This is a genomic window from Amycolatopsis sp. NPDC004368, from assembly GCF_053602515.1.
Map to the genome: position 1 here is coordinate 23466 of NZ_JBSGDT010000001.1, position 13602 is coordinate 37067.

Annotated in this window: 13 protein-coding genes and 1 pseudogene; 8 read left to right on the plus strand and 6 right to left on the minus strand. The window is 68.2% G+C overall.

Annotated elements, in window-relative coordinates; genetic code table 11:
* The first annotated feature begins 3 nt into the window (after positions 1-3).
* Both ACWEOE_RS00115 and ACWEOE_RS00120 read left to right on the plus strand, forming a co-directional pair.
* Positions 4-765, plus strand: coding sequence for an SDR family NAD(P)-dependent oxidoreductase (locus ACWEOE_RS00115; RefSeq protein ID WP_452001657.1), 762 nt, complete (start codon positions 4-6; stop codon positions 763-765).
* Between the two features lie 31 nt (positions 766-796).
* Positions 797-2041 carry an LLM class flavin-dependent oxidoreductase gene (locus ACWEOE_RS00120; protein ID WP_452001659.1) on the plus strand — a complete coding sequence of 415 codons (1245 nt, stop codon included), beginning with the start codon at positions 797-799 and terminating at the stop codon, positions 2039-2041.
* 57 nt (positions 2042-2098) lie between these two features.
* Here ACWEOE_RS00120 and ACWEOE_RS00125 read toward each other — a convergent pair whose 3' ends face one another.
* Positions 2099-3433 (minus strand): MFS transporter, encoded by a 1335-nt coding sequence (locus ACWEOE_RS00125; protein ID WP_452001662.1) that lies wholly within the window; start codon positions 3431-3433, stop codon positions 2099-2101.
* A 473-nt stretch (positions 3434-3906) separates the two neighbouring features.
* Here ACWEOE_RS00125 and ACWEOE_RS00130 point away from each other — a divergent pair.
* The 3 genes and pseudogenes from ACWEOE_RS00130 to dusB all read left to right on the plus strand — a co-directional run.
* A pseudogene (locus tag ACWEOE_RS00130) lies at positions 3907-4179 on the plus strand (alcohol dehydrogenase catalytic domain-containing protein); the annotation flags it as partial.
* Between the two features lie 33 nt (positions 4180-4212).
* Positions 4213-4869, plus strand: coding sequence for a zinc-dependent alcohol dehydrogenase (locus tag ACWEOE_RS00135; protein WP_452003275.1), 657 nt, complete (start codon positions 4213-4215; stop codon positions 4867-4869).
* A gap of 63 nt (positions 4870-4932) precedes the next feature.
* Positions 4933-6078, plus strand: coding sequence for a tRNA dihydrouridine synthase DusB (dusB, locus tag ACWEOE_RS00140; protein ID WP_452001665.1), 1146 nt, complete (start codon positions 4933-4935; stop codon positions 6076-6078).
* Positions 6079-6081: 3 nt separating this feature from the next.
* Here dusB and ACWEOE_RS00145 read toward each other — a convergent pair whose 3' ends face one another.
* Positions 6082-7080, minus strand: coding sequence for an FAD-dependent monooxygenase (locus tag ACWEOE_RS00145; RefSeq protein WP_452001668.1), 999 nt, complete (start codon positions 7078-7080; stop codon positions 6082-6084).
* Positions 7081-7105: 25 nt separating this feature from the next.
* On the opposite strand from ACWEOE_RS00145, the gene ACWEOE_RS00150 reads away from it, so the two are divergent.
* Entirely contained in the window at positions 7106-7702 is a 597-nt protein-coding gene (locus tag ACWEOE_RS00150; protein WP_452001671.1) for a TetR/AcrR family transcriptional regulator C-terminal domain-containing protein, read from the plus strand.
* Between the two features lie 60 nt (positions 7703-7762).
* Positions 7763-8599 carry an SAM-dependent methyltransferase gene (locus ACWEOE_RS00155; protein ID WP_452001673.1) on the plus strand — a complete coding sequence of 279 codons (837 nt, stop codon included), beginning with the start codon at positions 7763-7765 and terminating at the stop codon, positions 8597-8599.
* A 122-nt stretch (positions 8600-8721) separates the two neighbouring features.
* On the opposite strand, the gene ACWEOE_RS00160 is transcribed toward ACWEOE_RS00155, so the two are convergent.
* Positions 8722-9366: a hypothetical protein gene (locus tag ACWEOE_RS00160; RefSeq protein WP_452001675.1), complete on the minus strand. Its 645-nt coding sequence runs from the start codon at positions 9364-9366 to the stop codon at positions 8722-8724.
* Between the two features lie 209 nt (positions 9367-9575).
* Positions 9576-9998: an Hsp20/alpha crystallin family protein gene (locus tag ACWEOE_RS00165; protein ID WP_452001678.1), complete on the minus strand. Its 423-nt coding sequence runs from the start codon at positions 9996-9998 to the stop codon at positions 9576-9578.
* Between the two features lie 469 nt (positions 9999-10467).
* Between ACWEOE_RS00165 and ACWEOE_RS00170 the strand changes: the two genes are divergently transcribed.
* Positions 10468-10998, plus strand: coding sequence for a cysteine hydrolase family protein (locus tag ACWEOE_RS00170; protein ID WP_452001681.1), 531 nt, complete (start codon positions 10468-10470; stop codon positions 10996-10998).
* Between the two features lie 43 nt (positions 10999-11041).
* Here the strand turns inward: ACWEOE_RS00170 and ACWEOE_RS00175 are convergent, their stop codons facing one another.
* Positions 11042-12478 (minus strand): amino acid permease, encoded by a 1437-nt coding sequence (locus ACWEOE_RS00175; RefSeq protein ID WP_452001683.1) that lies wholly within the window; start codon positions 12476-12478, stop codon positions 11042-11044.
* 219 nt (positions 12479-12697) lie between these two features.
* Entirely contained in the window at positions 12698-13600 is a 903-nt protein-coding gene (locus tag ACWEOE_RS00180; RefSeq protein WP_452001686.1) for an SDR family oxidoreductase, read from the minus strand.
* Positions 13601-13602: the final 2 nt, after the last annotated feature.

Genomic DNA, 13602 nt, shown 5'->3' on the forward strand with positions numbered 1-13602 from the left:
AAAATGGGCAGGGTAGCAGGCAAAGTCGCACTGGTCACCGGCGGTGCCGCGGGCATCGGCCGCGAGACCGCGCAGACCCTCGCACGCGAGGGCGCGACCGTGGTGATCGCGGACATCAACGAGGACGGCGCCAAGCTCGTGGCCGAGGGCATCGGCGACGCGGCGAGCGCCGTGCGGTTCAACGCCACCGATCAGCAGTCCATCCAGGACATGGTCGCGACCGTGATCGAACGCCACGGCCGCGTGGACGTGATCCACAACAACGCCGCGCTGGTCGGTCCCGATGCGTGGTTCACCGACACCACGGTGATCGACACCGACATCGCGCTGTGGGATCGCGCGTTCGCCACCAACGTGCGCAGCATCTTCCTGACGTGCAAGTTCGCCCTGCCGCACATGGTCGAGGCCGGCCGCGGCGGGTCCATTGTGAACATGGCGTCGATCGGCGGCCTGCGGGGCAGCACGGGGCTCACGGCGTATGGCACCACGAAGGCCGCGGTCGTCGGGCTGACGCGGTACATCGCCGCGCAGCACGGGCGGCAGGGCATCCGCTGCAACGCGATCGCGCCCGGCGTGATCCAGACCCAGCAGCTGCTCGACGCCGTGCCCGACCTGCCGGAGAAATCGCTGGCCGGCACCGCGTCGCCCCGCGCCGGGCTGCCGTCGGACATCGCGAACATGGTGCTGTACCTGGCTTCCGACGAGTCGGCGTTCGTCAACGGCGAGACCTACCGCGTCGACGGCGGCTCCATGGCAGCGGGCTGAACCCCTCCACCTTCGAAAGGCAGGTACACACGTGAAGTTCCACTGGTTCGCGCAGCAGTACTACACCAAGCTCCCCGACGACTACGGCAGCACGGTCCACAGCTCGTGGGTCACCCCGCCGGCATCGGTGGCAGACCCGTCGCAGGTGCACGAGGATTACCACACCTACCTGCGGCTCATGCAGCAGGCGGACGGCCTCGGCTGGGACTCCCTGTTGTTGAACGAACACCACCAGACCTCACTCGCGATGACCCCCTCGCCCAACCTGATCGCCGCGATCCTGGCCGGGACCACGCAGAACTCCGCGATCGCGCTGTGCGGCAACTCGCTGGCGCTGTACAACCCGCCGGTGCGCGTCGCCGAAGAGATCGCGATGCTCGACACCCTCTCCGGCGGCCGGATCATCGCCGGCATGGTGTTCGGTACCCCGATGGACACCGCGTTCTCCTACGGGATCCCGCCCATCGAGCTGCGCGAGCGGTTCCACGAGGCCCGTGACCTCATCACGCGGGCCTGGAAGGCCGAGGAACCGTTCCCCTTCAACGGGAAGTACACGAAGCTGCGGTACGTGAACACGTGGCCGCGGCCGGTGCAGGACGAGATTCCCGTGTGGATCCCGGGCAGCGGCAGCGTGGAGACGTGGGACGTGGTGAACGCGTTCAACTACTGCTACGGCTACCTCTCCTTCAGCGGCAAGCAGAGCGCCGAGCCGATCGTGAAGGGCTTCTGGGACTACACCGAGCAGCAGGGCGCCGACACGAACCCGAACCGCATGGCATTCACGCAGATCATCTGCTGCGCCGACAGCGACGCCGAAGCCGAACGGCTCTACGGCGACGCCGTGAAGTACTTCTACCGGCAGAACCCCACGGCGCTGGAGTTCGCGACGCCGCCGGGCTACAACTCGTTGCCGTCGATCCGCGCCAACCTCACGCGGGCGCGCACGATGTCCAACGAGGAACGCATGAAGGCCCAGAACGGCGAACTGTCCTTCTGGGAGTACGACGAGCTGGGTTACATCATCGCCGGCACGCCCGAGCGCGTCGAACAGCGCGTGCGCGACCTCGTGACGGACCTGCGGATCGGGCAGCTCATCACGTGCATGCACGTGGGCAACCTGCCCGAAGAGGTCGCGGCGATGAACAACGAGCTCTTCGGCACCCAGGTGATCCCGAAGCTGCGAGACATCTGGGCCGGCCTCGAGGACCGCTGGACCCCGAAGGTCAGCCAGCAGCGGATCGCGGAACGCTTCCCCTCCGCGGTCACCGCGGGCTGAACGGCAGAAGGGGCTTCCCCGCGCGATGCGGGGAAGCCCCTTCGTCAGCTCGATACCTCAGGTCCGGGCCGGCAGCGTCGGTTCGAGCTGCCCGGCCGGGGCCTGGTGCACGCGGACCTCTTTGGACAGAAGGACCGGAATGATGGCGACGGCGAACAGGATCGCACCGACGATCCAGATCGTGTCGAGCTGGCCGCGGCCCGTCGCGGTGGTGTCGATCCACTTCCCGCTCTGGTCGGTGATCACCCAGCCGACCGCGACCTGCATGGCCGCCGACGCGCCGTTGAGCGTGCCGGTGACCTCCGGCCGTGCGATGCCGGCCCAGTAGCTGTTGACCGTGCCCCAGAACATCGGATCGCAGAGGAAGGCGAAGGCCCCGATGAAGAAGCCCCACAGGACCCAGGTGGAGTCGTGCAGCAGCACGCCCATCAGGAACCCGACCGCACCACAGGCCGGCCCGAGGACCAGCCACGGCCGCGTGCGGCCGCCGAAGAACCGGGACACCAGCGTTCCGTTGACGAGTCCGAAGAGGACCGGGACGATCGCGATGAGCGGGCTGACCCAGGCCACCGTGTCGGGGTTGACCTTGTCGAGGGTGATCAGGCCGTAGGGCAGCCACGGACCCGACAGCCAGGTCGGAGTCGTCGCCAGCGCAGTCGCGATGATCATCGTGAGGATGCTGCGGTTCTTGAGCGCTCGCAGCAGCTCGCGGAAGCTCAGCTTTTCGCGGACCTCGACCCCGCGGTGTTCGGCGTGGATGCGCGCGATCTCTTCGGGCGTGATCCCGCGCAGCTTCTCGGGTTTGTTGGCAGTGAACAGAACCAGCATCACCAGCGCCGGCACACCCAGCGCGGCCACGACGATGAACGCGTCGCGCCAGGACAGGTGGTTCGCCAGCGGCAGCGCGATCGCCGGCGCGAGCACACCGGCGATGAGGGTCGAGCTCATCCACGTCGACGTCGCCCTGGCGCCCAGCGCGCCCGGGAACCACACGGAAAGGAGCCGCTGCGACGGAGCCCAGGAGAACCCGAAGAAGACGCCGAAGATCAGGTTCCGCCACCACATCTCGTTGTAGGTGTGGACGAACGCCATCGTCGCCGAGAGCACCGTGACGCCGGCGATGCAGATGATGAGCATCTGCTTGGCGCCGATCCGGTCGGCGAGGATGCCGGCGAGCAGGAGCAGGGGGAAGTACCCCAGCAGGTAGCTCGCCGTGACGCTCGAGATCTGGCTCGGCGACAGGTGTAGGTCGGTGGACCAGAACGGGTTGAGCAAACTGAACTTCGCACTGTCCAACCAGACCACGAAGTTGACGATCAGGATGCTCGCGAGCATCAGCCCGCGTTTGCCCATGAAGAGCTTGGGGCGGGATACCGGTGCGGGGAACGACATGACAGACCCTCCGGACACAGGGGTGCGGATGCAGGTGGTGGATAGGGAGGCGAATCTGGTGCCTCAGCCGAAGTGCTCCCGACCGACTAGTCGGTTCGAGACAGCTTGCGCTCGGGTCCACTGTGTGTCAAGAACCACTTGGAAGGTTCTCGATTCAGGACAAAGTCCTTTTATGGCAAGGAGATTCTTGATCTTTCGGGATTCACCCGTGCGGCGCAACGGGCACTACCTGTTGGCCGGTTTCCTGGGTCTGCTGTGGTGCTACCGTTTTCGCCGTGCCCACAAAGGACTCCGGCACACTCTTGCGTCGCGACCCCGCGGTAGTCGAGCCACGGCAGGTCGCGTGCCGGCTCGGGGACAGGTCCTTTCAGCGATAATCCACTTAGGAGTTTGTTGTGCGAGTGGTCACGTGGCAGGCGATCGAAACGCTGTCGGTCGACGAGGTGTCCGCACCGGCGTGCGGACCGTCCGATGTGGTCTTGTCCGTCGGGGCGTGCGGGATCTGCGGGTCGGATGTGCATTCCTACACGGAGGGGGTGTGGATCGCACCGGGCGTGCCCCTGGGGCACGAGTACGCGGGGACCGTGACGGAGGTCGGGGCCGCGGTCTCCGGGTTGCGCGTCGGCGACCGCGTCGCGGTGAACCCGGCAGCGCCGTGCGGGGCTTGCCCGCGGTGCGCCGAGGGACGGCAGAACCTGTGCTCGGCCGGCTCGGGTCACTCCGGCGGGTTCGGGGATCAGGTACTGGTCCGCAACGCCGTGGTGGGTCGGCACTTGTTCGTGCTGCCGGAGGACTTTCCCTTGGAGGAAGCGGCTTTCCTGGAGCCCCTGTCGGTCGCGGTGCGCGCCGTGCGGCACGCCGCGCCGCCCTTGGACGAGCCGACCGTGGTGTTCGGGTTGGGAACCATCGGACAATGCGTGGTGCAAGTCCTTCTCGCGGACGGCGCTCGTGATGTGATCGTGGTGGACACTTCACCTCGCCGACTCGCGGCCGCCGTGTCCGCCGGCGCACACGAGGCACTGGATGCCTCGACGGATGACGTGCGCGCTTCGTTGTTCGCTTCCCGTGGGACGACTTCGTCGCCGTACCAACCTCGTTCGGGCGCGATCGGCGCGGTGTTCGAATGCTCCGGCGCGGCTGCGGTGCTGCCGCTGGCGTTCGAACTCGCCCGCGCGGCCGCGCCGATCGCCGCCGTCGCCCTCGCCGCACACTCGCTGAGTGTCCCGGTTGACGATCTGGTGCAGAAAGAACTCCGGCTGTTGGGCAGCTTCGCCTACACACCGCGTGATTGCCAGGAGGCATTCGACCTTCTGGTGTCCCGGCAGGTGGACGTCCAGCCGTTGATTTCGCACCGCTTCGCCCTCGCGGACATCACGGCGGCGTTCGAGGCACAGCGGGATACGGCGACGTCGATCAAGGTGGTGGTGACGCCCTGACTCGCGTGGTGCCGTAGCACCGTGGAGAGCCCCTCCTCGACGTGATCGACACCACAGGCGACAATGGAGACCGTGACCGCCACCTTGAGCAAGCCCGCCCTGCAGATCGGCCCCTACCAGGTCGATCCGCCGGTGGTGCTCGCGCCGATGGCGGGCATCACGAACGTCGCGTTCCGGCAGCTGTGCGCGGAGTACGGCGCGGGCATCTACGTGTGCGAGATGATCACCGCCCGCGCCGTCGTCGAGCGGCACCCCGGCACCATGCACATGATGACCTTCGGGGAGCACGAAAAGCCCAGGTCGATGCAGCTTTACGGTGTGGACCCGAAGACCATGGCCGAGGCCGTGCGGATCATCACCGGTGAGGGGCTCGCGGACCACATCGACTCGAACTTCGGGTGTCCCGTCGCGAAGGTGACGCGCAAGGGCGGCGGGGCGGCGCTGCCGTTCAAGCGGAAGCTGTTCGCTGACATCGTGCGCGAGTCGGCGAAGGCGGCGGCCGAGGCCGGGGTGCCGTTCACCGTGAAGTTCCGCGTGGGCATCGACGACGAGCACCGCACGTTCCTCGACGCCGGGCGCATCGCCGAGGCCGAGGGCGCCGCGGCGGTGAGCCTGCACGCCCGCACGGCCGCGCAGCGCTACTCCGGCCAGGCCGACTGGTCGAAGATCGCCGAGCTCAAGCAGGCCGTGACCAGCATCCCCGTGCTGGGCAACGGCGACATCTTCTCCGCCGCCGACGCCCTGCGCATGGTCGACGAGACCGGGTGCGACGGCGTGGTCGTCGGGCGCGGGTGCTTGGGTCGGCCCTGGCTGTTCGGCGAGCTCGAGGCGGCGTTCGCCGGGCGTGAGATCCCGGTCGGGCCGACCCTGGGCGAGGTCGCGGGTGTGCTGCGCCGCCACGCCGAGCTGCTGATCGCCCACGACGGCGAGACCAAGGCGCTGCGTGACCTGCGCAAGCACATGGCGTGGTACTTCATGAACTTCCCCGTCGGATCCGAGCTGCGCCGCGGGTTCGCGATGGTGTCGAGCCTCGGTGAGCTCGACGACCTCATCGCGCGCCTCGACTTCGACGCGCCATTCCCCGAGAACGCCGACGGCCCCCGCGGCCGCCAGGGCTCGCCCGGCAAGGTCACGCTGCCCCACGGCTGGCTCGACGACCCGGACGACGATTGCGTCCCCGAAACCGAGGACATGCACTCCGGCGGCTGAGGCTCACGCGAACCACGTGTCCAGCGCGAGCTCGAGCGACGCCCGGTCGCCGTCGGCCCACGCGACGATCCCGTCGGGGCGCACCAGCCACGGGCCGGTGTTGGTCGCTGTCAGAACTTCAACACGATCTGTCGCACAATCCACACCGGGTGTGAGAACGAGCAGCCCGCGCCCGGTGCGCAGGTGTTCGTGCAGCTGTGACCGGACGCCGTGTTCGTCGACGAGCTCGACGTCGGGTGAGTGCCGGCCGACCGCACCGCTCGCGCGGTAGGGCAGCTCGTAGCGTTGGTCCGCACCCGACAGAAGATCGCGGAAATACCGGTTCACCTCGGGGATGTCCATGAGCTCACCGACGATGTCGCGCAACGCGTCGACGTGCGGGCCGGGTGCCAGCAGCGCCGACTGCGCCCGGGTGTCGCGCAGCACCGCCTCCGCCGCGGGGTGGCGTTCGCGGGTGTACGTGTCGAGCAACGCCTCGGGCGCCCGGCCACGGATCACCGCGGCGAGCTGCCACCCCAGGTTCACGGCGTCGACCAGGCCCAGGTTCAGTCCTTGTCCACCGCTGGGCGAGTGCACGCGGGCGGCATCGCCGGCGAGCAGAACCCGGCCACGGCGGTAGGTGTCCGCCTGCCGAGCCTGGTCGCTGAAGTCCCGCGGCTCACGCAGTTCCTCGACGACGACGTCGGCGCCGGTCACGCGCCGGATCGCGCCGGCCAGCGTCGCCGGGGTCACCGGGGTCACCGGGGTCACCGGACCGTCGTGGCCGGCGGGTTCGGTGACGCCGGCGAGACTGCCACCAGGCTGGAACGTGCCGCCCGCGAACCGGCCGGACGCGGGCACCGCGCCCGCGAACCGAACCTCGCCCGCGATCGTCCGCAGCAAGGCCGGTGTTCCCAGAAAACCAAAACCCGTGAGTTTTCGAACGCTGCTGCGTCTGCCATCGCACCCCACCAGGTAGGAAGCGCACAACCGCTGTTCACCTTCGGACGTCTTCGCGACCACCGTAACTCGTTAAGGAGTCAAGGCGATGCCGATCGACGTGCCCGACGCCGTCCGAACCGCACTGGCGCTACTGGAAGCCGACGGGCTCGACAAGCTCACCGTCCGCCGGCTCGCCACCGAACTCGGCGTCAAGGCACCTGCCCTGTACTGGCACTTCAGCAGCAAACGCACCCTGCTCGACCACCTGGCCGACGCCGTCGTCGCGCCCGTTCTCGGCCGGCTGCCCCCGCGGGACACACCCTGGCTGCAGTGGCTGGAAACCGCGGGCTTCGCGCTGCACACCGCACTCCTCGGCCACCGCGACGGACCGCGCCTCGCGCTCGGTGCCGACCTCCGCGTGGCGCGATCACTCGGCGAGTTCGCCGAACGCACCGTCGATGTCCTCCACCAGGCGGGTTTCCCCCTGGCCGACGCGACGCGGGCCGCCGGGGTTTTCGTGCATTTCGTGCTGGGCCGGGCCGTGGAAGACCAGACGCGGCCCGAAGAAACCGGGGAGATCCCGTTTCCCCTGATGTCCCAAGGACTCCGGGACCGCCACGGCTCCACACCGGACGACGACTTCCGCTACGCCCTGGGTGTCGTGCTCGCCGGCCTGAACGCGACCCGCCCGGTGCCCGGGTGACAGCCGCGGCGACTACCCTCGGCGTGACCACCGACACGAACCTCCCGGAGGACGAGCGCGATGTCGCCGAACGCCGCTGATGCCGATGTGAACGCTCCTGTGGGCATCGACCCCAACCGGGCCTCCGTCGCGCGCGTGTACGACTACTTGCTGGGCGGCAGCGACAACTACGAAATCGATCGCAAAACCGGCGAGCAAATGGCCGCGGCCATGCCGGATGTGGTCGAGGTCGCCAAGGAAAACCGCGCGTTCCTCATTCGCGCCATGCGGTTCATCGCGAAGCAGACCGACGTCGTCCAGTTCCTCGACTGCGGTTCCGGCTTGCCCACGGCCGAAAACGTGCACCAGGTCGCGCAGCGCGTGAACCCGGAGTCGAAGGTCGTTTACGTCGACAACGACCCCGTGATCACCGCGCACGGCCGCGCGCTGCTCGAAGAAAACGAGCTCACGCGCTACGTCGAGGGCGACATCTTCAACCCAAGCTCCATCCTCGACAATGAGGTGGTGCGCACCCACCTCGACTGGACCCAGCCGATCGCACTTTCCCAGGTCGCGACGCTGCACCACCACAAGGGCGACCGCGGTGCGCCGGCCCAGGTGATGCGCGAGTACATCGAGGCGTTGCCGAGTGGTTCGTACGTGATCATTTCCCATCTCCTCGACCCGGAGTCCGAGGACACGGCCGTGATGCGCGAACTCGAACAGGCCGTCGCCCGCGGCTCCCTGGGCGGCGCGACCTGGCGCACCCGCGCGGAGATCCAGGAGCTGTTCGACGGGCTCGAGATGATCGAGCCGGGGATCTCCGAACTCGTGCACTGGTGGCCGGACGGCCCCCAGCTCAAGCCGATCACGGTCGCCCACCGGATCATCGCCGGCGGGATCGGGCGCAAGCCCTGACCTGCGGTTTCACCTGGTTGACCACAAGCTGTCCCCAAGTTGTCCACAGGTGGACAACCCAGACGAGCGAAAGGCCGCCCCGGAACACCGGGGCGGCCTTTGCCATCAGCTCAAGTGCAGGATCAGGCAGCAGCGCCGATCCGCACCGACTGCACCTTGCCGAAGCCCAGCGCGGCGAGGTCCTTGACGTCGTGCGTCACGACGAGGGACTTCCCGGTGAGGTTCGGGCCGGTGTAGAGCGTCAAGGTGCCGGTGACGAACTGGATCGAGCCGGTCTCCGAGATGCCGACGTCGACCTGGTCGCCGACGTTGCCGCTGATCCCCTGCGAACCCTTCGGCTCCGAGAAGTTCTTGCCCGAGTCGATGATCGCGCTGGCCCCCGCGACGGGCGGCTCGGCCGGGGCGTTGTCACCGATGTAGATGGACTGGACCTGGGCGAAGCCGGCGCCGAACGTGGCCGGGATGTTCTCGACGTCGTCCTTGACCACGGCGGCGTCGCCGGTCTTGCAGTCCGCGCCCGTCCACAGGGTCATCGTGCCGGTGACGAACTGGAAGGACCCGGTCGCCGGGATGCCGACGGTGATGCACTCGCCGGCAGTGCCGTTGATGCCCTGCGAGCCCTGCGGCTCCGAGAAGTTGATGCCCGAGTCGAGAATGCCGCTCGCACCCGGGGCGACGGGCGCCGCCGAGGCGATGCCGGCACCGCCGAGCACCGCGCCGGTCACGGCACCGAAGGCAGCGAGGGAAAGAACCGTCTTGCGCAGCATGGGATTCTCCAGAACCTGTCGGGCTTCCCGGCTCGGTGCCGGACACCCGCAAACACGGGAGCCATCCTGTGAACGGTTCACGAGCTTGATGTGACGGCTACCACACCCTCGCAGGAGTCCCTTGTGGACGCCGTGAAAATCCACTGTGGACAAACATGGTTCGGCCCCGTCGTTCCGCAGGGGAGCGACGGGGCCGTGGTGAGCCAGACTCAGTTCTCGAGCTGCTGCGGCTCGCCACCGACGGTGATCTTGCGCGGCTGGGCCTTCTCGGCGACCGGAATGCGCAGGGTGAGCACACCGTCGACGTACTCCGCGGCGACGCGGTCCGTGTCGAGGGTGTCGCCGAGCACGAGGCGGCGCGAAACCTTGCCGCGCGAACGCTCGGAAACCTGCACGCGGGCGTCCTCGCCGAAGGCGGCGGCGCGCTCGGCCTTCACGGTCAGCACGTTGCGCTCCACGCTCACGTCGATCGACTCGCGGGCGACGCCCGGCAGGTCGAACTGCACGACGTACTCGTCACCGGTGCGGTAGGCGTCCATCGGCATGGTGCGCGGCGAGCTGGCGGGCTGACCGGTGAAGAACCCCTGGGTGATGCGGTCGAACTGGGCGAACGGGTCGGTCCGGATCAACATCTGCGTTCCTCCTTCAGGTGGCCTCGATCAGCTCCTGAGCGGCTGACCGGACCTTACGAAGTTGACAACGACCCACTCAACTTAGTTGTTCCCGTTAGACGCAGATCACAGAAAGCCGGCCCGGCCCAGCCGTGTACCACGAGGGCGGCACGTGGACCGGCTACGACAACAGCCTGCTCGTCCGGGGTGACGACGCGGCCTACGTGAGCACCATGAAGTCCGCGGGTGCCGGTACGGCTTCGGCGACCTCGGCCCACCTCGTGGTGCAGGTGCCACGCGCAATGCGGACTCCGGTTCGTTCTCCTACTACGCCGGTCCCGTGACGGCCGCCGCCGCAGGCAAGTGCGTGAAGTGGGGTGGCGCTGTGGGCATCGCGAAGTACGACACCCCCGTGCTCACCCACTGAAGCTGACGCACCCGAAACGCCGGCCTGGTGACTCGCGAACACGAGTTGAGCGCAGGAGGCCGCGTGAAGCCGCTGCTCGGGGTCATCGACCTGCAGAACATCTTCGCCGACCCGGCGAGCGGCTGGTTCACGCCCGGCTTCGCGGAGATCCTGCCCCAGGTGCGCCGGCTGGTCGACGCCTTCGGGGCACGGGTGGCGTTCACGCGGTTCCTGGCGCCCGAGCAACCGGCCGGGGCTTGGGTGAGGTACTACGAACAGTGGCCGTTCGCGCTGCAACCACCGGATTCCCGGGCGTACGCGGTGGTCCCCGAGTTCCCTGTGCGATCCACAGTGGACGCTCACACCTTCGGCAAGTGGACGCCCGCGCTGGCGGAGCTGGTGGGTGACGGCCGCCTCGTCCTCGCGGGCGTCTCCACCGACTGCTGCGTGTTGTCCACCGCCCTGGCCGCCGCCGACGCGGGCACCCCGGTCACGGTCGTTTCCGACGCGTGCGCGGGGGTTTCGGCCGAAAGCCACGAGCAGACGCTGGCGATCCTGCGGCTGTACGGACCGCTGGTCGAGGTCAAGCCGACCGACGAGGTGCTGGCGAGCTGAAAGCCGGGCCTCCGGCGGGAATGGGAGCCGGAGGCCCAGCAGCTCAGCTCTCGGCGCGTTCCACCGCGATCCGTCGCACCCGGGCGCGCACGCCGAGCCAGCCCGCGACCAGTACCAGTGCCAGCACGGGGATGCTGTAGATCAGGATCCGGCCCGTCGTGCCGCCCCACCAGCTCATCGTGAGCACCAGCAACAGGAAAGCGAGGGTCACGTAGTTCGTGTACGGCGCGCCCGGCAGCCGATACGACGGCCGGGACATCTCGCCGCGCGCCGCCTTGCGGGTCATCGCGAGGTGGCAGATCACGATCATCGACCACATGCCGATGATGCCCAGCGCCGAGAACTCCAGCGCAACCTCGAACGCCTCACCGGGTACCACGAGGTTGAGCACCACGCCCAGCACGTACACCGCCGCGGTGAGCAGGACACCGCCGTAGGGCACGCCGCTCTTGCTCATGCGCGAGGTGAACTTCGGGGCCGAGCCGGCGACGGACAGCGAACGCAGGATGCGCCCGGTGGAGTACAAGCCGGAGTTCACACTGGACAGTGCCGCGGTGAGCACGATGACGTCCATGATGCCACCGGCGGCCGGGATGCCCAGCTTCGAGAAGAAGGTGACAAACGGGCTTTCGCCGCTCTTGTAGGCGGTCCACGGCAGCACCATCACCAGCAGCAGCACCGAGCCCACGTAGAAGATGCCGATGCGCCAGGCCACGGAGTTCACGGCCTTCGGGATGACCTTGCGCGGGTTGGCCGTCTCGCCGGCCGTGACCCCGACCATCTCGACGCCCGAGTAGGCGAACACCACACCCTGCAGGATCAGCAACGCGGGCAGCACGCCGGTCGGGAACAGGCCGCCGTTGCCGGAGATGAGGCTGGGGCCGGTCACCACGCCGTCGACCGGGTGGCGGGTCACGAGCACCACGATCGCCACGACCATGAACACCACGAGCGCCAGCACCTTGATCGCGGCGAACCAGAACTCCAGTTCCCCGAACAGCTTCACCGACACCATGTTCACCGCGAGGATCGCGAACAACGCGATGAGCGCCGGAATCCACTGCTGCAGGTCCGGCCAGAAGAACTGCGTGTACTTGGCCACCGCGGTCACGTCGGCGACACCCGCCGTGGCCCAGTTCAGGAAGTACATCCAGCCCGCGAAGAAGGCGGCCTTTTCGCCGAGGAATTCGCGCGAATAGGACACAAAGGACCCGGAAGACGGGCGGTGCATCACCAGTTCGCCCATCGCGCGAACGACGAAGAACGCGACGATCCCGGCCACCGCGTAGACGACGGCGAGCGCCGGGCCCGTGCTGTGCAGACGCGATCCCGCGCCGAGGAACAAGCCGGTCCCGATGGCACCGCCGATGGCGATCATCTGGACCTGACGGTTCTTCAGTCCTTTGTGGTACCCGGTTTCCTCGTGCCTGAACGCGGTTTCCGGCGGTTCGGCGACCGCGGTCCCATCCGTGGGCGACATGTGATTCCCCTGTTCTGACAACAAAGTTCGTGCCGTGACGCAGGGGTCGGCCGACCACTGTGTCGTGCGAGATCATGATGTGGCCCGACCACGGGGGCTCGCAACCGAAGCGGCGATAACTTAGGGATGATTTGAGCTGCGAACCTCAAGTGCTGATTAAATCCTGCCCGATAAAACCTGAACTCACGGACTCACGTGCCAGAAACCCTGAACCGCGTTTCAAGCCCAGCTGTCCGGCTGAGTGCCGTCGACGTCGGTGAAGCCGTACTCGCGCGCGAGCTCGGCCGAGCTCACCGATCGCTGGTTCCACCGCGCCCGCTGCGGATCCGTGGCCAGCGCCGCCACCGCGCGGCCCACGTACCGCGGCGATTCCGACCGGGCGAAGGGCGGTGGTGCCGTGGGCAGCCCGTCCGGCCGATCGGGTTCCAGTGCGACGCGCCAGTTTTCCTCGACGACGCCGTAGTTGTCGAGCATCATCTCCGACCGCAGCCACCCCGGCGTGACGGCGACGGCGGTGCCGCCGTGCGGCGCGAGCTCGTGGCCCTGCGAGAACGCGAGACGGTTCACCGAGGCTTTCGCCAGGTCGTAGAACACCGAGATGCGGTAGTTGTCCGCGTTGTACGCCTGCGTGCCGTCCGTGATTTCGACGAGCAGGCCACCCGGCCGTTCGACCAGCAGCGGCAGCAGGAAGTGCGACGTGACGAGGTGGGTTTCCACACCGAGGCGCAGGATCCGCAGGCCGGCGTCGAGGTCGTGGCGCCAGATCGGCTTGTGCCACTCGGCGGGGCCGCCCTTGAGCTTTTCGGCGCCCCAGATGTCGTTGACCAGCACGTCGAGCCGGCCGTGGTCGCGGCGCACGCGCTCGGCCAGCACCCGCACCTGCTCGTGGTCGAGGTGGTCGACCTGCACCGGCACGCCCGTGCCGCCGAGGCTGGTGACGAGTGCGGCCGTCTCCTCGATCGTCTCCGGGCGGTCGTAGTCGGAGTGCCCGTCGCGTTCGGCGCTGCTGCGGCCGGTGCAGATCACCGTCGCGCCGGCCTCGCCGAGGGCCGCCGCGATGCCGCGACCGGCGCCGCGCGTGGCACCGGCCACGAGAGCGACGTGGTTCCGCAAACCGGCCATCA

Bases quoted from the DNA above. Each gene is read 5' to 3' on its own strand.
- ACWEOE_RS00150 (WP_452001671.1), top strand. From the start codon at position 7,106: ATGCCGATCGACGTGCCCGACGCCGTCCGAACCGCACTGGCGCTACTG.
- ACWEOE_RS00125 (WP_452001662.1), bottom strand. From the start codon at position 3,433: ATGTCGTTCCCCGCACCGGTATCCCGCCCCAAGCTCTTCATGGGCAAA.
- ACWEOE_RS00115 (WP_452001657.1), top strand. From the start codon at position 4: ATGGGCAGGGTAGCAGGCAAAGTCGCACTGGTCACCGGCGGTGCCGCG.
- ACWEOE_RS00180 (WP_452001686.1), bottom strand. From the start codon at position 13,600: ATGGCCGGTTTGCGGAACCACGTCGCTCTCGTGGCCGGTGCCACGCGC.
- dusB (WP_452001665.1), top strand. From the start codon at position 4,933: ATGGAGACCGTGACCGCCACCTTGAGCAAGCCCGCCCTGCAGATCGGC.
- ACWEOE_RS00165 (WP_452001678.1), bottom strand. From the start codon at position 9,998: ATGTTGATCCGGACCGACCCGTTCGCCCAGTTCGACCGCATCACCCAG.
- ACWEOE_RS00155 (WP_452001673.1), top strand. From the start codon at position 7,763: ATGTCGCCGAACGCCGCTGATGCCGATGTGAACGCTCCTGTGGGCATC.
- ACWEOE_RS00160 (WP_452001675.1), bottom strand. From the start codon at position 9,366: ATGCTGCGCAAGACGGTTCTTTCCCTCGCTGCCTTCGGTGCCGTGACC.
- ACWEOE_RS00175 (WP_452001683.1), bottom strand. From the start codon at position 12,478: ATGTCGCCCACGGATGGGACCGCGGTCGCCGAACCGCCGGAAACCGCG.